At 36.8% G+C, this 17,408-nt stretch carries 21 protein-coding genes; 10 read left to right on the top strand and 11 right to left on the bottom strand.

Features of this window, described 5'->3' with window-relative positions:
- Window positions 1-14: 14 nt before the first annotated feature.
- The 6 genes from ccoG to K1I41_RS08230 form a co-directional block, all read right to left on the bottom strand.
- Window positions 15-1,433 carry a cytochrome c oxidase accessory protein CcoG gene (gene ccoG / locus K1I41_RS08255; protein WP_220639892.1) on the bottom strand — a complete coding sequence of 473 codons (1,419 nt, stop codon included), beginning with the start codon at window positions 1,431-1,433 and terminating at the stop codon, window positions 15-17.
- Window positions 1,434-1,446: 13 nt separating this feature from the next.
- Entirely contained in the window at window positions 1,447-2,430 is a 984-nt protein-coding gene (locus tag K1I41_RS08250; protein WP_220639891.1) for a cbb3-type cytochrome c oxidase N-terminal domain-containing protein, read from the bottom strand.
- Window positions 2,431-2,442: 12 nt separating this feature from the next.
- A complete protein-coding gene (locus tag K1I41_RS08245) occupies window positions 2,443-2,640 on the bottom strand; it encodes a cbb3-type cytochrome c oxidase subunit 3 (protein ID WP_220639890.1) in 198 nt (65 codons plus the stop codon).
- An 8-nt stretch (window positions 2,641-2,648) separates the two neighbouring features.
- Window positions 2,649-4,847 carry a cytochrome-c oxidase, cbb3-type subunit I gene (ccoN, locus tag K1I41_RS08240; protein WP_220639889.1) on the bottom strand — a complete coding sequence of 733 codons (2,199 nt, stop codon included), beginning with the start codon at window positions 4,845-4,847 and terminating at the stop codon, window positions 2,649-2,651.
- Between the two features lie 2 nt (window positions 4,848-4,849).
- Window positions 4,850-5,032, bottom strand: a complete 183-nt coding sequence (gene ccoS / locus K1I41_RS08235) for a cbb3-type cytochrome oxidase assembly protein CcoS (protein ID WP_220639888.1) — start codon at window positions 5,030-5,032, stop codon at window positions 4,850-4,852.
- 76 nt (window positions 5,033-5,108) lie between these two features.
- Window positions 5,109-7,493 carry a heavy metal translocating P-type ATPase gene (locus K1I41_RS08230; RefSeq protein WP_220639887.1) on the bottom strand — a complete coding sequence of 795 codons (2,385 nt, stop codon included), beginning with the start codon at window positions 7,491-7,493 and terminating at the stop codon, window positions 5,109-5,111.
- Window positions 7,494-7,613: 120 nt separating this feature from the next.
- On the opposite strand from K1I41_RS08230, the gene K1I41_RS08225 reads away from it, so the two are divergent.
- Window positions 7,614-8,291: a Crp/Fnr family transcriptional regulator gene (locus K1I41_RS08225; RefSeq protein ID WP_220639886.1), complete on the top strand. Its 678-nt coding sequence runs from the start codon at window positions 7,614-7,616 to the stop codon at window positions 8,289-8,291.
- Between the two features lie 70 nt (window positions 8,292-8,361).
- Here K1I41_RS08225 and K1I41_RS08220 read toward each other — a convergent pair whose 3' ends face one another.
- Genes K1I41_RS08220 through K1I41_RS08210 form a run of 3 tightly spaced genes read right to left on the bottom strand, consistent with a single transcriptional unit; the run spans window position 8,362 to window position 9,992 of the window.
- On the bottom strand, window positions 8,362-8,676 hold the full coding sequence (locus K1I41_RS08220; protein WP_220639885.1) for a rhodanese-like domain-containing protein: 315 nt from the start codon (window positions 8,674-8,676) through the stop codon (window positions 8,362-8,364).
- A gap of 28 nt (window positions 8,677-8,704) precedes the next feature.
- Window positions 8,705-9,397: a thioredoxin family protein gene (locus tag K1I41_RS08215; protein WP_220639884.1), complete on the bottom strand. Its 693-nt coding sequence runs from the start codon at window positions 9,395-9,397 to the stop codon at window positions 8,705-8,707.
- A 37-nt stretch (window positions 9,398-9,434) separates the two neighbouring features.
- The gene (locus K1I41_RS08210; protein WP_220639883.1) at window positions 9,435-9,992 is read right to left on the bottom strand and encodes a TlpA disulfide reductase family protein; all 558 of its coding nucleotides are present in this window, start codon (window positions 9,990-9,992) and stop codon (window positions 9,435-9,437) included.
- Between the two features lie 141 nt (window positions 9,993-10,133).
- On the opposite strand from K1I41_RS08210, the gene K1I41_RS08205 reads away from it, so the two are divergent.
- From K1I41_RS08205 to K1I41_RS08190, 4 genes are all read left to right on the top strand, one after another.
- Window positions 10,134-10,586, top strand: a complete 453-nt coding sequence (locus tag K1I41_RS08205) for a MarR family winged helix-turn-helix transcriptional regulator (protein WP_220639882.1) — start codon at window positions 10,134-10,136, stop codon at window positions 10,584-10,586.
- A gap of 25 nt (window positions 10,587-10,611) precedes the next feature.
- A complete protein-coding gene (locus tag K1I41_RS08200) occupies window positions 10,612-11,244 on the top strand; it encodes an NAD(P)H-dependent oxidoreductase (protein WP_220639881.1) in 633 nt (210 codons plus the stop codon).
- 31 nt (window positions 11,245-11,275) lie between these two features.
- Window positions 11,276-11,848 (top strand): YceI family protein, encoded by a 573-nt coding sequence (locus K1I41_RS08195; protein WP_220639880.1) that lies wholly within the window; start codon window positions 11,276-11,278, stop codon window positions 11,846-11,848.
- Window positions 11,849-11,976: 128 nt separating this feature from the next.
- On the top strand, window positions 11,977-12,546 hold the full coding sequence (locus K1I41_RS08190) for an anthranilate synthase component II (protein WP_220639879.1): 570 nt from the start codon (window positions 11,977-11,979) through the stop codon (window positions 12,544-12,546).
- A gap of 94 nt (window positions 12,547-12,640) precedes the next feature.
- On the opposite strand, the gene yaaA is transcribed toward K1I41_RS08190, so the two are convergent.
- On the bottom strand, window positions 12,641-13,399 hold the full coding sequence (gene yaaA, locus K1I41_RS08185; protein WP_220639878.1) for a peroxide stress protein YaaA: 759 nt from the start codon (window positions 13,397-13,399) through the stop codon (window positions 12,641-12,643).
- 86 nt (window positions 13,400-13,485) lie between these two features.
- Between yaaA and K1I41_RS08180 the strand changes: the two genes are divergently transcribed.
- From K1I41_RS08180 to K1I41_RS08160, 5 genes are all read left to right on the top strand, one after another.
- A complete protein-coding gene (locus tag K1I41_RS08180; RefSeq protein ID WP_220639877.1) occupies window positions 13,486-13,956 on the top strand; it encodes a response regulator transcription factor in 471 nt (156 codons plus the stop codon).
- Window positions 13,957-14,063: 107 nt separating this feature from the next.
- A complete protein-coding gene (locus K1I41_RS08175) occupies window positions 14,064-14,597 on the top strand; it encodes a DUF4199 domain-containing protein (RefSeq protein WP_220639876.1) in 534 nt (177 codons plus the stop codon).
- Between the two features lie 98 nt (window positions 14,598-14,695).
- Window positions 14,696-15,283, top strand: coding sequence for a Crp/Fnr family transcriptional regulator (locus K1I41_RS08170; protein WP_220639875.1), 588 nt, complete (start codon window positions 14,696-14,698; stop codon window positions 15,281-15,283).
- Window positions 15,284-15,620: 337 nt separating this feature from the next.
- Window positions 15,621-16,343, top strand: coding sequence for a pirin family protein (locus K1I41_RS08165; RefSeq protein ID WP_220641838.1), 723 nt, complete (start codon window positions 15,621-15,623; stop codon window positions 16,341-16,343).
- 44 nt (window positions 16,344-16,387) lie between these two features.
- A complete protein-coding gene (locus K1I41_RS08160) occupies window positions 16,388-16,918 on the top strand; it encodes a YceI family protein (RefSeq protein ID WP_220639874.1) in 531 nt (176 codons plus the stop codon).
- Window positions 16,919-16,964: 46 nt separating this feature from the next.
- On the opposite strand, the gene K1I41_RS08155 is transcribed toward K1I41_RS08160, so the two are convergent.
- Entirely contained in the window at window positions 16,965-17,408 is a 444-nt protein-coding gene (locus tag K1I41_RS08155) for a hypothetical protein (protein WP_220639873.1), read from the bottom strand.

Raw genomic sequence — 17,408 nt, 5'->3', positions numbered from 1 at the left:
AATACTATTTGTATTTAGTTAAAAGTACGCGGTGCTAAAAAGGTTGTTGTTTCTGTTTCAATCACTTTATCGCCATCGTATACTTGTAGGGTTATTTTGGTTTTATCGCCATCCAAATAGGCTGGGTTAATTTCTATAAACAATGTTCCTTCGGCTAAACCTTCTCGTTCAATGGTAAAGGTATCGTTACCTACCATTTTTACTACACCTTGCGGTTTTACCAATTTAAAATAAACGTTGTTAAAAGGTTTGGCCGTTTTGTTTACAATTTTATAGGTAAATACATTGCTTATGTTTTCGCCTTTGTGTTCGTACAACTGCCCAGGTAAGCGTAAAACAGTAGCTTCAACATCATTTCGTAAAAACAGCATTCCTGTAAATATGCCTAGTAATATTAGCAGTACGGCACTGTACCCCTTCATCCTAGCTGTAAACTTAAATTTTTCTTTTTTAGTTATTTCGTCTTCACTGGTATAGCGTATTAAGCCTTTAGGTAAGCCTACTTTTTCCATTACGGTGTTACACTCGTCAATACAGGCAGTACAGTTGGTACATTCTAGCTGTGTACCATTCCTAATATCAATACCTGTTGGGCAAACATGTACACACAACTTACAGTCAATACAATCGCCTTTACCCGATGCAACTCTATCTTCGCCTTTAACAATTCTTCCGCGTCCTGCTTCTGCTTCTCCCCTAACATGGTCGTACGCTACAATTACTGATTTGTTATCGAGTAGTACGCCTTGTAACCTACCGTAAGGGCATGCTATAATACAAACTTGCTCTCTGAACCACGCAAATATAAAGTAGAATACCCCCGTAAATATTAGCAATGCTATAAGGTTACCCCAATGCTCCAACGGACCATCTTGCACCATGGCAATAAGTTTATCGCTACCTACAAGGTAAGCTAAAAACACATTGGCTATGGCAAACGAAATGATAAAGAATATAGTCCACTTGAGTGCTTTTTTTCTAATCTTTTCGGCATTCCACTCCATTCTATCCAGCTTCATTTGTGCGTTCCTGTCGCCTTCTATAGCATACTCGATACGCCTAAATACCATTTCGAGAAAGATGGTTTGCGGACACATCCAACCACAAAATATACGACCGAATGCTACTGTAAATAAGGCTACAAATACTACTCCTATTATCATGGAGATAACAAAGAGGTGGAAATCTTGCGGCCAAAACGGAAATCCGAAAATATTGAACCTGCGTTCTAGCACATTAAACATCAGGAATTGATTACCATTTATTTTAATAAAAGGCGATAAAAACAGTGCGGCTAGTAAAAAATAACTAACTAATTTTCTGTATTTGTAAAACTTTCCTGATGGCTTTTTAGGATAAAGCCACGACCGTTTCCCTTCTTCATCTATCGTGCCTATTGTATCACGAAATCCATCATCCATTTGTGCTGCCATTGTGCTTGTTGTTTTAGTTTTGAGCTACTTGTAACTCTTCTTCAGTGTCGGCTGCTGTTTCTTCTGTAGCATCTTTATCATCTGCATTTTCTGCTCCTTCTTCCGTTGTTGGTGCTTCTGTTTCGTCTTGCCATATTTCGCCTTCTGCTGCTTTAGCATCAGGAGGGTTAGTACCTTGCATTGAAAGAACGTAGCTTGATACTTGTTGTATTTCGGATGGTTTTAATGTACCGTTCCATGCCACCATACCTTTACCATCTCTACCACCTTCCATAATGGTTGTAAATACATTTTTAATACCACCACCAAGTATCCAGTACGCATCGGTTAAGTTGGGTCCAATACCGCCCCCACCATCAGCTCTGTGGCAGGCAGCACAATTGGTATTAAATATTTCTTTACCACTTGCCAAGTCGCCTGATTCGGTTAATAATGTAACCGTTTCGGCACTAACCAAATCTTTAGCTGTTTTTTTGTATTCTTCTACAGCAATTTTAGCCTCAGCCATTTCTTTCTGGAACTCTTCTTCTTGGGTGTAACCACCGTAAATATGAAAACGAACCAAATAAATAACCGAGAAAATAATAGTTATGTAAAAGAGGTATACCCACCATGGTGGCAATACATTATCAAGCTCTTTAATACCATCGTAATCATGGTCTAGTATTATCGTATCTTCTTCTTCAATAGGTTTGCTTTTGGTAAAGAATCCTTTTAGTTTTTTGTACCATGCCGTTTCTGTTATACCCATTGCTTCTGTTTCGGCAAGTTGTTTTTTCTGCTCTTCAGTAAGTATAGCATAGGTAATTTTATCCATAGCACTAATAACTATTTCTATAGCTATTTGTGTGAATAGGAATACAAACAGAAACACCGATACCATAGGGTACTCTATAAATGCGGGTTTCTCACCAGAGTCTATAAAGTACTCCATAGCCATAAATACTAGGGCGAATAAAACGGGTACGCGTACATATACAGGAATTATTTTTCTCATGATTCCAGTTTTTTATTGGTTAAAATTTTCGTTATGCTCTTCATCGTCAGAAAAAGGTAAATTGCTCAATTCGTCAATCTTTTCTGTTTTGTAGGTAAACACCCAAGTGTATAGCCCTACAAAAAAGATAAAGAATATAAGTAGTGATATTATCGGATACACCTCTATCCCAGCGATGGTATCCATATTATGTTTTATAAACTTTAGCATAGCTCTGGTTATTTAGAATTATCGTCAGTTGTATTTTTTATCTTGATGTCTGTACCTAAGCGTTGCAGGTAAGCAATAAGCGCTACAATCTCTCTTTCTTTCATGGGTACAAATTCTTCTCCTCGTGTAGCAGCCGCTTTTCGGCTATCCTCATAACTCTTCACAAAATCAGGATCGTTGTGTAAGTTGGCTTCTATTTCAGCAGATTGTTCTTCGATAGATTTATAGGCGTTAGCAATATCCTCCTCAGTATAGGGTACTCCTAATTGTACCATTACTTCCATTTTCTTTTGGATATAGGAGTAATCCATTTTTTCGTTATCGAATAGCCATTTGTAACCTGGCATAATAGAGCCGTCTGATGTACTTTGCGGATCCCACATGTGATTAAAGTGCCAGTTATCGCTATACTTACCTCCTATTCGCATTAAGTCGGGCCCTGTTCGTTTAGAGCCCCACAGGAATGGGTGGTCGTACACGTACTCTCCCGATTTAGAGTATTCACCGTAACGCTCTACCTCACTTCTAAACGGTCGTATCATTTGCGAGTGGCAACCTACACAACCTTCTCGTATGTATAAATCACGTCCTTCTAATTCTAGCGGTGTATATGGTTTAACGGTTGATATGGTTGGTATGTTGGATTTTACCATTATGGTAGGTACAATTTGTATAATACCTCCTATAAGTATGGCTATAGTAGCTAATATGGTAAGCTGAATTGGTCTTCTTTCCAACCATGGGTGGAATTTCTCTCCTTTAAGTCTTCGCTTACTTATTTTCTTTAATGCTGGTGCTTCGGCAAGTTCGTCCTCTATAGCCTGACCTTGTCTAACCGTCATTATAATGTTGTATACTAATACCAGTAATCCTATTACGAATAATGTTCCTCCTATAGCACGCATCCAATACATTGGCATAATAGCATGTACGGTTTCTAGGAAGTTACCATATACTAACGAACCATCGGGGTTAAACTGTTTCCACATACTGGCTTGTGCAAATCCTGCTACGTACATGGGTAGTGCATATAGTATAATACCTAGTGTACCTATCCAGAAATGGAAATTTGCCATTTTAATAGAGTATAACTTGGTTTTTGTCATACGGGGTATTAACCAGTAAATCATACCAAAGGTTAAGAAACCATTCCAAGCTAAGGCACCTACGTGTACGTGTGCTACAATCCAATCGGTAAAGTGTGCAATAGAGTTTACGTTTTTAAGTGAAAGCATTGGTCCTTCAAACGTTGCCATACCGTAACCTGTAACGGCTACTACAAAGAATTTTAAAACTGGGTCGGTTCGTACTTTATCCCATGCTCCTCTAAGGGTAAGCAGTCCGTTTATCATACCACCCCATGATGGCGCAATAAGCATTACAGAGAATACTACCCCTAAGTTTTGTGCCCAGTCTGGTAAGGCTGAGTATAACAAGTGGTGTGGTCCTGCCCAGATGTATATGAATATTAACGACCAGAAGTGAATAATAGATAGTTTATACGAGTAAACGGGTCTGTTAGCTGCTTTTGGCAGGTAATAATACATTAACCCTAAAAATGGTGTTGTTAAGAAGAATGCTACGGCATTGTGCCCGTACCACCATTGTACTAACGCATCTTGCACCCCCGCATATACGGAGTAACTTTTTAAACCGTTAACTGGTAACTCTAAACTATTAAAGATGTGAAGTACTGCAACGGTTATAAACGTAGCAAGGTAAAACCAAATGGCTACATACAAGTGGCGCTCTCTTCTTTTTAGTATTGTACCAATCATGTTTACACCAAAAGCAACCCAAACAAGCGCAATAGCTATATCTATAGGCCACTCTAATTCGGCATATTCTTTTGATGTGGTATAGCCTAACGGAAGCGATATGGCGGCGGCTACAATAATGAGCTGCCAACCCCAAAAGTTTACATTACTTAAAAAGTTACTGTACATACGTGCTTTTAGCAAACGTTGTAAGGAGTAATATACTCCTGCAAAAATAGCATTACCTACAAAGGCAAAAATTACTGCATTGGTATGCAATGGTCGTAGTCTGCCATAACTTAACCACGATATCCCATCGGTAAGGTTTGGGAACATGTACATTGAAGCTATTAACAGCCCTACAAGCATCCCTACTACACCAAACACAATGCAGGCATAGAGGAACTTTTTAACTATTTTATTATCGTAATAAAATTGTTGCACTTCCATAATTATTTGTTGTTATTGGGTTTCGAATTTTTTTTAGCTTTTTTCAACTCATCGTCAAAAAGCATCCTGACCGATGGTGTATAATCGTCGTCATACTGTCCGCTTTTTACCGCTTTTACAAAAGCAACAAAAAAGCCAACAGCCACTACGATACTGATGGAGATTAATAAATAGATTACGCTCATACCTTCCTAAATTTATGTTAACAAAACTACTTCAGGACAACTACTTAAAATATGATATTTGTCATACTTCAAATTTTTATACTGATTTTTTTATTGTTTTTGCATAGTAATTGCTGGTTATGGTTACAAAGCTTACAATGGTAATGGTACTAAGGGGCATTAATATAGCTGCTGCTAGTGGCGATAGCTTACCCGCTACAGCAAACGATAGCCCTATAACATTGTAAAGTAGTGATAAGCCAAAGCTCATTTTAATGGTTTTGGTTGCTTTTTTAGCATAGCTTAAAAAGTAATTGAGGTTGCTAAATTGGCTTGCATCCAATATTCCATCACAGGCAGGCGAAAAAACATTTACATTTTCGGATATGGCTATACCTACATTACTTTGTGCCAGCGCACCAGCATCGTTAAGCCCATCGCCTATCATCATCACATTACTGCCTTGTTTTTGTAATTGTTCTATAAAAGCAAGTTTTTGTTCGGGCTTTTGGTTAAAGCTAAGGGTAGTACCTTTGGGTAATAATTCTTGTAATGCCTCGCGTTCTCCCTCGTTATCACCAGATAGTATCTTAAGCTTATAGTTTTTGCTTAACGTTTTAAATAGTGATGCCAAGCCATTGCGGTACTGGTTGTTAAAAATATACTTCCCTTTATACTGCCCATTTATAGCAATGTGTACATTGGTTTGAAAAGATGGCGGCAAATCTTGTTCTACAAAGTAGGCAGAGCCAATTTTTACGGTATACTCCCCTATTTTACCCATTATGCCTTGCCCCGTTACCTCCTTAAAATCGGTAGTATTTACCACGTTACAAGCTGGCAAAAACTCGTACAAGCGTCGGCTTAGTGGGTGGTTAGAGCCTCTTAGCAAATTTTTTAGTACCCCTATTTCTTCTTCAGTAAGTACTACACCTTCATACGTTATATCCGATTTTTTATTGGTTGTTATTGTACCTGTTTTATCAAAAACTAACGTATCTATTTTAGCCATTTGCTCTATTACAGTAGCATTTTTAAGGTAAAATTTGCGTTTGCCCATTATGCGCAGTACGTTACCCAATGTAAATGGTGCACTTAATGCTAATGCACAGGGGCACGCTACTATAAGTATTGCGGTAAATACGGTAAAGGCAGTATTAACATCTATAAAAAGCCAGTACACAAAAGTGGCTATTGCCAGTGTTAGTATGGCGGGTGTAAAGTACTTGCTAATAGTATCGGTAAGTGTTTTGTAGTTTTCGGTATCCTTTTTGGTAAATACATCGTTACTCCATAATTGTGTGAGGTAACTTTGTGATACCGATGTTAACACCTCCATCTCTATTACCTTGCCTGTTTGCCTGCCACCAGCATATATTTTATCGCCCGATTTTTTACTAATGGGTATTGCCTCGCCCGTTACAAAACTATAATCAATGGCTGTTTCGGCACTTATTAGTATACCATCTACGGGTATTAATTCTTGGTTTCTAATTAATAACCTGTCCCCTGCCTTAACATCGTATACAGGGCACGATACTTCTTGTTTACTAGGCGTTATTTTGGTTACTGCTATTGGAAAATAGGATTTGAAATCCCTTTCGAATGATAGGAAATTATAGGTTTTTTGTTGGAACAATCGTCCTAATAACATAAAGAATACTAGCCCTGTTAAAGTATCGAAAAAACCTTGCCCAAAGCCAAAAACAATATCAACAGTACTCCGAATAAACATTACAATTAACCCAAGTGCAATGGGTACATCGATATTAAGCATACCCGAACGAATGCTTTTGTATGCCGAAACATAATACCCACTTGCTGCATACAAAAATGACGGTAACGACAAGGCAAATATTAACCATCTAAAAAAGCCTTTATATTTGTCCAACCAAAATTCATCAACATCAAAATACTCAGGGAACGATAACAGCATTACATTACCAAAGCAAAAAAAAGCAACACCCAGTTTATAGGTTAGCTCTCGGCTAATGCCTTTCTTCTTTACTTCGTAATTTTCAAGACTTATATAAGGCTCATATCCTATTGAACTTAGTAGGTGTACTAGGGTTTTTAGTGTAATTTGCTCGGGATTATATACAATACGTACGTTTTTTTTGGAGAAATTAACTTGTGAGCTACTTACACCTTCTTGAAGTTGATTTAAATTTTCGAGTATCCAAATGCAGGAGCTGCAATGAATGTGCGGAATGTATAACGTTACAATTTGCGTAGTGTCTTCTTCAAAATCAAGAAGCTTAGTTACAATTGTTTCATTATCTAAAAAATCATATTTACCTTTTATATCCTGTGGGGTTGCACCAGGTGCATTTTCAAAATCATAGTAGCACGAAAGTCCGTTTGCATTAAATATTTCGTAAACAGTTTTACAACCGTTACAGCAAAATGATTTTTCGTCGAAAATAATTTCTTCATTAACCTTTACGGTTAATCCACAATGGAAACAATTTTTAGTATCCATAGTATCTGCTCTTTTACCTAGTACAAAGGTGCGATAGTATGAAATAATAAAATATGACAATTGTCATGTTGACAATTATTGAATACCTTTGCAACAGAGTAACACTAGAATTGATTATTTATGAGCAAGTGTGAACAATGTATAGTTAGGCAATTTAGCTCTCTGAAAGCGTTAAAGAAAGATGAATTACTTAGTCTTTCCAACTGTAAAACGTTTTATACGGTTAAAAAAGGAGAACCTGTTTTTACAGAAGGTGAAAACCTGAAAGGTATTTTTTGTGTTAAGGATGGTATTTGTAAAATGACTAAGCTTAGTGCCAACGGCAATGAACAAATTGTAAAACTAATATCCAAGGGCGAGCTGTTAGGGCAACGATCGTTAATTAGCGAAGAGCCTGTTAATTTAAGTGCTGTTGCCATTGATGATATGGAGGTTTGTTTTATTCCGAAAGCAGAAATTATGGGTTTCTTTAATACGAATAACGAGTTTTCGATGAATGTGATGCGTAGTATTTGTGGTGACCTTAAGGATGCTGATGACCATGTGGTAACTATGGCACAAAAATCGGTAAAACAACGCCTTGCCGAAGTACTTTTGTATTTATACGATAATTTTGGTACCGATGAAGCTGATAATAGCCTCACCATAAAATTATCGCGCGAAGAATTGGCAGGGATGATTGGTACTGCTACTGAAAGTTGTATACGATTGTTATCTGACTTTAAAAAAAATGGACTTATAATTTTATCGGGCAAAAAAATTATTCTTACAGATATTGATGCGCTACGAAAAATGTAACAGAACATAAAAGCTATATAATATAAAAAGCAGCCCTAGGGCTGCTTTTTTATTTGCTATGCAACAAAGTTTATTTTGGTAATACAACAGGACCGTTCCATTGTGATATGCCTCCTAAAAGGTTATAGGCTGTACTAAACCCAAGCTGATTCATTACACTACAGGCTTGTGCGCTACGCCCTCCGGCAGCACAATACACATAGTAGTTTTTTGTTTTATCAAGCGTTTCAAGTTCATCTATAAATCCCTGCCCCTTATAAATATCAATATTTATAGCATTAGGAATTATACCATTATTCACTTCGTCTTCGGTGCGCACATCAAGTAGTACCGCATTGGTATCTGCTTGTGCCTTTTGCCACCATTCTTGTTCCGATAAATTCATTATTATAATTTTATTTCCTGCAAAGGTATTATGCTTTTATAGAACAACCAATAGCTTTGGTTTCTTCTACAGCAATTTCTTCGCCTCTTAGCAATGCATCAACTACGTTTTGTACATACGGTACTTTTACTGCAGCAGCATCTTCATAATTATCATCAATTGCTCCTATATAGCGTACTATATTCCCCTTATCTGTTTTTTCTAACACATAAACATGAGGTGTTTTTGTAGCACCATACTGCGGGTAAATTTTTTGTCCGTCATCAAATAAATACGGAAAAGTAAAGTCTTTAGCTTCGGCACGCTCCTGCATTTTCTCAAAGCTATCGTCTGGTGTTTTGTCAGGGTTGTTTGGGTTTATTGCTACTACAGGATACCCCTTAGCTTTATATTTTTTATTTAATGCTATAATTCTGTCTTCGTATTTTACAGCATATGGGCAGTGGTTACATGTAAATATTACAATATACCCTTTGGCATCTGCCATATCTTTTAAGGCTACATTGTTACCGTCAACATTTTTAAGGCTAAAATCAGTTGCCACATCACCTATACTGTACCCCGATTTCATGGCAGGTTTGTTTTCTGTATTGTCTGCTACTTCATTCGCTTCAGTAGTTTCTGCTGTTTCCTCAGCTTTGTCGTTTTCAGACTTGCACGATACGTTTAATACAAGTAATCCTGCTGTTATAAAAAGGGTTAAAAATTTAGTTATTTTCATCTTATTTATTATTTAAAAATTAAACTGTTTTGTACTTTTATTTTACAGCCATTAATTCGGCATTTAGCTCATCATACGTAAACGAACGCTCGTAAAACTTACGTTTGTTTTTGTTGTAAATAATAGTAGCTGGTATAGCACCACTCCACGTACTATCTATTTTCGGAATCCACGAATTAGAGTCAGGATCCGTCATTACAATAACCTCGCTTTCTAATTTTTTCTCTTCTAAAAAAGGAATTAGTTTACTATCTATCATCTTGCGCATATCAAGGCTAACCAAAAGTACTTTTACTTTCTCATCTTTATAATTAGTGTTTAGCTGCTCAAAATAAGGCAACTCCTTTACACAGGGTACACACCAAGTAGCCCAAAAATTAACTACATAAGTAGTATCGTTGTCTTTTCTGTTCAGGAAATATTCCAACCCATCATACTTGTATGCTTTAACACTAATGTCGTCTTTAGTATATACTTTTATAGGGTTGGGTGCAGGGGTAATTTCAGTTGCTTCTTGTGGTTTAACCTCTCCCTTACAAGCAACCAATACAAGTAGTAGTAAAACTACTGCTATTTTAGTTTTAATTAATTTCATTATTGCGTACGTATTCAAAAAGATTAAAAGTAATTGAAAAAATAAGACCTCGTACGTTTTAACACATTTTTAACCTAATATTTGTATATACAATAGTAAAAAGAATATACATTTGTACATACAAATTTTGTAGATACAATTATGAAGATAGAAGATGTGATAAAAGCAACAAACGAAATAGCGTTAGAGAAGAAAACGATATTAAATATAATGTACACGCAAAATGTATTGGCAGATAATTTTAATGATATTTTAAAACCTTACGAGCTTTCTCCTGAACAATTTAATGTGTTACGAATATTGAGAGGGCAAAAGGGTAAACCTGCCAATATGCATTTAATTCAGGAACGAATGATATCGCGTACTAGCAACACCACCCGACTGGTTGACAAGTTACTAGCCAAAGGCTTGGTTATGCGGAAGGTTTGTAGCGAAAACAGACGAAAAATGGATATTACCATTACCGAAAAAGGACTGGATTTACTGAATGAATTGGACCCAAAGGTTGAAGGACAAGAAACAGAATATTCTAAAAACCTGAGTGGTAACGAGCTAGAGCAATTAAACAGTTTGCTAGAAAAATACAGAGGATAAGTAACGTAATTACAAATACAATAGCATGAATAATTATATAGAGAGCCTTTACTGGCGCTATGCAACCAAAAAATACGACCCAAATAAAAAAATAACACCTACAGACCTTACAACATTAAAAGAAGCCGTAAGGCTAAGCGTATCATCATTAGGATTACAACCGTACAAAGTAATAATAGTTGAAGATGCCGAGATACGCAAACAGTTAAAACCTGTAGCGTTTAACCAAAATGGTATTACAGATGCATCGCACGTTTTTGTGTTTGCAAGCGAAATTAATGTAGGTAAAAAACATATAGATGCTTATGTTAACAACATTATAACTACCCGAGAAATTACCCGAGAAACAGTAACGCCCTTTATTAAAGCTATGGAAGGCTTTATTGGAGCGCAAGACGAAACTAGTAAAAGTTTTTGGGCAGCAAAACAAGCCTACTTGGCAATGAGTTCGCTTATTACAACCGCAGCCATTTTAAAAATAGATGCTACCCCTATGGAAGGCTTTAATAAAGTTGAATTTGACAAAATACTAGGGTTAGAGGCTATGGGCTTAACGGCATCGGTAGTGGCTACGGTAGGCTACAGGCATGAGGAGGACGAATTCCAGCACATGAAGAAAGTACGAAAATCGGAAGAAGAATTATTTATAACTATTTAATATATAACGCAATTTTTAATAAAAGAAAACAATGAAAAATCTAAAAACAATCGCATTTGCTTTAGTAATGGCATTAGGAACTACTATTGGTGCTACAGCACAAGACAAGAAAATAAACACCTCTAAAAGTAAAATAGAGTGGGTTGGTAAAAAAGTAACAGGACAACATAGTGGTAAAATTAGCTTTAAAGACGGTGTGCTTAAATTTAGCAATGGTAAGCTTGTAGGGGGTAACTTTACAGTAGACATGCGATCGATTACAGTAACTGACCTTAAAGCTGGAGAAGGAAAAGAAAAACTAGAAGGTCACCTTAAAGCAGACGACTTTTTTGGTGTACAAGAGTACGCTACCTCTACACTTGTTTTTACATCGGTAAAAGCAAAAGGGCGCGATACATATGCTGTTAAAGCCAACCTAACTATTAAGGGCATAACAGAGCCTGTAAGCTTTAATCTTACAGTACTTAAAAATAGTGCAACAACTATGTTTGAAATAGACAGAACGAAATACGGCATTGAGTACAGTTCGGGTAGCTTTTTTGATGGATTGGGCGACAAAATGATATACGACGATTTTGAGCTTACTGTAAAACTACAGTACTAATAATTATTAAGGTTTGGATTTTGTGTTAAGTGTAAACCCCTGTCAGTTACTGGCAGGGGTTTACTATTGTTTTACAATAAAAACTCCATGCCATTAAATGTTATTACATTTGCACTTATTTCCGTACAATGAAAAAAATTCTTGTTATAGATAACTACGATAGTTTTACCTACAACCTAGTACATTATTTAGAGGCTTTTGACTGCGATGTAACCATAATTCGGAATGACGAATTGGATATTGATGAAGTAGCTAATTATGATAAAATAGTACTATCGCCAGGTCCAGGTGTACCCAACGATGCGGGGCTGCTAAAAGCGGTGATACAAACCTATGCCAAAAGCAAAAGCATACTAGGCGTATGCTTGGGGCAACAAGCCATTGCCGAAGTTTTTGGAGGCAGTATTATAAACCTGCAAAAAGTATATCATGGCGTGGCTACTAATGTAAATATAGTAGTAGAAAACGAACCTTTATTCGATGGTTTAAAGAGTACGATACAAGTAGGGCGTTACCATTCGTGGAGTGTAAACCAAAAAAATTTACCTGCTATTTTAGAGGTAACAGCTACAGACGATGCAGGCAATATAATGGCGCTACGTCATACACATTTGGATGTTAAAGGAGTGCAGTTTCATCCCGAATCGGTGCTTACACCACATGGAAAGCAACTTATAAAAAACTGGATTTACAGCTAAACCTATACTTCATCAACCAAATTACAATTAATTGATTACTATAGTTTTAAAAAATCAGTATAGATTTTACTTATACCATTTTTCCGATGCGTTTTTAGCGTGTAAACACTAATTTATTTCCTTTAGATAGTTTTGCATCAAAACTATATCCATCATAATCAAACCCTTTCAAACCGTTTAACGATCGTATGTTTTTATCAATAATATAACGTACCATCATCCCCCTAGCCTTTTTGGCATAAAAACTTATCATGCGTAATTTGCCATCTTTATAATCTTTAAACTCTGGAGTAATAACAGGCACTTTTAATGCCTTAGTATCTACCGCATCAAAATACTCCTTACTCGCTAAATTCAAAAATAACTCATCATCCTTTAACTCATGGTTTAGAGTATTTGTAATTGTTTCTTTCCAAAAAGCATACAAATCCTTATGCTCCCCTACTGGCAATTTAGTACCCATTTCTAGGCGGTAAGGCTGCATTAAATCCAAGGGTTTTAGCAACCCATATAAACCCGAAAGTATACGCAAGGTGTCTTGTAATTTAGTAAGCTTGTTTGTGGGTATGGTGTAAGCATCTAAGCCCGTATAAACATCGCCATTAAAAGCATAAATAGCAGGGCGCGCATTTTTGGTTGTAAAAGGCGTTTCCCATTCTTGATTACGATTCCAATTCAAATCCGCCAACTTATCCGATATACTCATTAGCTCCATCAAATCGGCAGGCGATTTTTCTTTTAACGTTTCCTGTATCGTTGCTGCCTGTTTTAAAAAATCAGGCTCGCTACGTTTACGGGTAGGTAGTTTCGTTTCAAAATCCAACGATTTAGCAGGCGATATAACAATCTTCATGAGTATATAGTTTAATACTTTCAAAAATACAGTACCAAAACTACATCTACAACAGAATTTTTATCTTTGCTCAAAACAAGTTACTTATGCGTTTGGTAGTAATTAAATATAAATGGCTTATAGTATACGGTTGTGTACTGGCATTGCTATTATTTTTATTGCGCTGGCTAGAGCTTCGTTTTTTAATACTAAGCCATGCGCAAGAGATATACAGCGGAGCCATTGCAGTTGTATTTACTGCATTGGGCATTTGGTTAGCATTAAAACTTACCAAACCTAAAAAGGAAACAATAGTTGTTGAGAAAAAGGTATACTTAAAACCCGAAACAGCATTTGTGCGTAACGAAGCCGCACTAAAAGATTCCAACCTTAGCCCGCGCGAAATTGATGTACTGGAACTTATGGCAAAAGGCATGAGCAATGCCGAAATAGCCGAGCAATTATTTGTATCGCTTAATACCGTAAAAACACATAGCTCTAAACTTTATGAAAAGCTAGAGGTTAAACGGCGTACCCAAGCGGTAGAGAAAGCACGCCAACTACAACTCATTGCATAGTACCAAAGTAGTAAAACCGCTGCTTTTTAGTAGAATCACCCAAAAGTATGACTAATAAAACATGAGGTTTAGTCATTTTTGCCTCATAAACATAAAACAAAAACACCATGAAAAAACTTGTACTAACATTCGGACTCATTGCTGGTTTTATTAGCATTATTGGTTTTACATTAATGATGCTAAACCCAGATACTATTGATTTTGAGAATGGCATGATTTACGGCTACGCGTCCATGCTGTTGGCATTCTCGCTAATTTTTGTAGCCGTTAAAAGTTATAGGGACAAGCATAATGGCGGTGCAGTATCTTTTGGTAAAGCCTTTAAAATAGGCTTATACATTAGCCTAATCGCATCTACAGTATATGTAGTGGTATGGCTTGTTGATTATTACTTTTTTCTTGATGATTTTTGGGGTAGGTATACCGAAATATGTACTGATGGGTTGATTGCAAAAGGGGCATCGGAAAATGTTATAGCGGAAAAAGTAGCAGAGATAGAAGGGTGGAAAGAATTGTACAAAAACCCACTATTGGCAGGGCTAATAACGTATACCGAAATATTACCTGTAGGTTTACTAATCTCGTTAATAGCAGCAGCCATCTTAAAACGAAAACCACAAACGCCACAAGCTGCTCAATAATTCCTGTAAATAAGGTACAATTACTATAAAAGTATAACACATATAGCCTTTATAGTAACTGTACCTTTTAGTACATTTGCTATAAAGCCTCGTAGCAAATGGATATGTATTCGCAAATTAATAAGAGTATAAGTCGGTATGTTTCTTTTACCAAAGAAGAACTAGATATATTAAACTCATTACTAGAATACAAACAAGTACCTAAAAAAACCATTATGCTACGCGAAGGCGAACGCTGTAACTTTGAAGCCTTTGTTATAAAAGGATGCGTCCGTAAATACTATGTTGATGGTAATGGTGTGGAAGTTATACTACAATTTGCCATTGAAGATGCTTGGATTAGCGATATATCGTTTAGTATTGACGATTGCGAGCCGAGCAAAATTTTTATAGAAACGTTGGAAGACTGCGAGTTTCTGATCTTTACACCCGAAACCAAAGAAGAACTCCTTGCCAAAGCACCCCGCTTTGAGCGCGCTTTTCGTATATTATTACAGCGCCATTTGGTAGTTACACAAAATAGGCTGTTCGATACCATATCGAAATCGGCTACCGAAAAGTATTTACAGTTTTTAAAGGACTACCCTACCATACCCCAACGCGTGGCGCAGCATTACATAGCATCGTATTTGGGTATTTCTGCCGAATTTTTGAGTAAAATTCGTACCAAGCTAGCCAAAGGCTAAAAAATAGCGAACAGGCGATCGCCTACTAATTAATACTACTGTAATACTACTAAAAGTTCAAATAGTAAGTTTCTGTTTACTACTTACCCCCTACTTACTACTATATTTTCTTGTCCTAGTTCAATGCACAGGGCTTTTCTGTATGCTACATTTGTACTGTAATCTTAAAGCAACCAATACAATGGACAGAAAAGATTTTATACGAAAAGGGCTCATGGGTACGGGTATGTTTATAACTACTGCTGCCATAGGTAATCCGCTAAAAAACAATATTGACGAGATACAGCCACTCGAAACCATTGGCTTTAATCATTTACCAAATACTACATCTTTAATTATGGAAAATACAGTTTTACACAGAGCAGAAACACGTGGTCATGCCAACCATGGTTGGTTAGATTCGCATCATACATTCAGTTTTGCTAGTTACCACAATCCCGACAGGATGCACTTTGGTGTACTTAGGGTATTAAATGACGATCGTGTAGATGCGGGCATGGGCTTTGGCACGCACCCACATGATAATATGGAAATTATATCGATACCGCTGGAAGGTGATTTGGAGCATAAAGACAACATGGGTACACATACCGTAATAAAAAAAGGCGATATACAGGTTATGAGTGCGGGTACGGGTATTCAGCATAGCGAATATAACCGTAATACAGATAAGCTGACCAAATTTTTACAGATATGGATATTCCCGAATAAACGTAATGTAACGCCGCGTTACGATCAAATTACAATGAACGAAACCGACAGGCACAACAAGCTACAACAAGTGCTATCGCCCAACCCTGATGATGAAGGCGTTTGGATACACCAAGATGCGTGGTTCCATATGGGTAAATTTGATACGGACGTAGCTACTGACTACAAAATTAAAAAAGAAGGCAACGGCGTATATGCTTTTGTATTGGAGGGTAGTTTTACCATTGGCGACATACAATTAAACCGCCGTGATGGGCTTGGTGTATGGAATACTGATGCAATAAACCTAAAAGCAACATCAGACAATGCCGAAATACTACTTATGGAAGTACCTATGGCATTACGTTAATTATAAAGTTTAAAAACACTATTAATCTATTAAACAATAAAATTATGAACACTACAAAATGGGTAATAGACCCAACACACTCAGAAATTGGTTTTAAGGTAAAACACATGATGTTTACCAACGTATCGGGCAGTTTTACAGATTTTGAAGCAACTGCCGAAACTGATGGCGATAATTTTGAAAATGCTACTTTTAATTTTAGTGCCAATGTAGCTTCTGTCGATACAGGCAGCAAGGATAGAGACAAACACCTGAGAAGTGGCGACTTTTTTGATGCTGAGAAGTTCTCCAAAATGACCTTTACATCAACAGATTTTACTAAGAAGGGTAACGGTGATTACACACTGACAGGTGACCTAACGGTACGTGATGTAACACGACCTGTAACGCTTAATGTAGATTTTGGCGGTATTGCTAAGGACACTTGGGGAAATACAAAAGCAGGAATGTCGGCAACGGGTAAATTAAACCGTAAAGACTTCGGGCTTACATGGAACTCCGCATTAGAAACAGGCGGTGTATTGGTAGGCGAAGAGGTAAAACTACATATAGAACTACAGTTTGCAAAAGCATAAGTAATTAATTACGTAAAACCTGTTCTACTAAAGTGGAGCAGGTTTTTTATTTAGTTGATTTAGCAAATATAACAGATCTGCAATGCGAAAATTTTTCATCGGCAGTAGTTCCGAGTTTATACTCTTTTATATAATCGTTCAGAAACATTTTAAATCGTTCTTCTTTTTCAGGAGAAAGATTCTTAAAATCATATAAAAAATATTTTATTGTGCCGTCAGTCCCTACGTAAATACAGGTTGAGCAACGGGTATTCTCTGCCCAATAAAAATCATTATGGCTTAAAAAGGTAGTAAAACCAGATAAAAACGAGGTATACACACCATACTTTTTGTTAACAGCTTCGTTAACATTAGTGTTTCTTGTGCTTTTATACTCGTCATTAATAGCAGGGTATATTTCTTTTTCCCTAGCCTCATCAATACTCATAGCCTGCTGAGCTATTGCTAAAGAACCAGTCAAAACGAGAAAGAGTGTTACTATTGTTTTCAT

Origin of the sequence: Flavobacterium litorale (genome assembly GCF_019613795.1) — a bacterium.
GTDB classification, from domain to species: domain Bacteria; phylum Bacteroidota; class Bacteroidia; order Flavobacteriales; family Flavobacteriaceae; genus Flavobacterium; species Flavobacterium litorale.
This window is presented reverse-complemented; position numbering and strand designations above follow the sequence as displayed.